Source organism: Mesorhizobium sp. M1D.F.Ca.ET.231.01.1.1 (assembly GCF_003999155.2).
Lineage (GTDB): Bacteria > Pseudomonadota > Alphaproteobacteria > Rhizobiales > Rhizobiaceae > Mesorhizobium.
Genome location: NZ_RZOZ02000139.1, coordinates 1 through 341, shown reverse-complemented (window position 1 = coordinate 341; position 341 = coordinate 1). Strand labels below are relative to the sequence as shown.

1 pseudogene is annotated in these 341 nt (G+C 61.0%); it reads left to right on the top strand.

Going from position 1 to position 341, the window contains the following annotated elements:
- A pseudogene (locus EN874_RS34170) lies at nucleotides 1-267 on the top strand (gfo/Idh/MocA family oxidoreductase); the annotation flags it as partial.
- Nucleotides 268-341: the final 74 nt, after the last annotated feature.

Here is a 341-nt window from a genome sequence, read left to right as displayed (position 1 = left end):
CTTACCTATCGTCGAGGCCACGCCGACATCTCCTCGGACGCGAAACTTGCGACCAGTCTGCCGGCGGGGTCTCCTGAAGGCTACCTCGAGGCCCTTGCGGTCCTGTACAGCGACTATGCGACGGCGCTGGAGGCCGGCCGAAACTGGCGAGAAGTGCTCCCCGTGCCGATCCCGGATGTGTACGAAGGGCTGCGGGGCGTTCTGCTGTCCGAGATCAGCGTCAGATCTTCAGCTTCGAAGTCATGGGTTTCGTTCCCCCGCTCCTGAGCAGGCTAGCCGTCAACACTGTGAATGAATGTCCGATGTCGTTTGAGCTATCTCGTTCGGACGAAGCCTTGAGG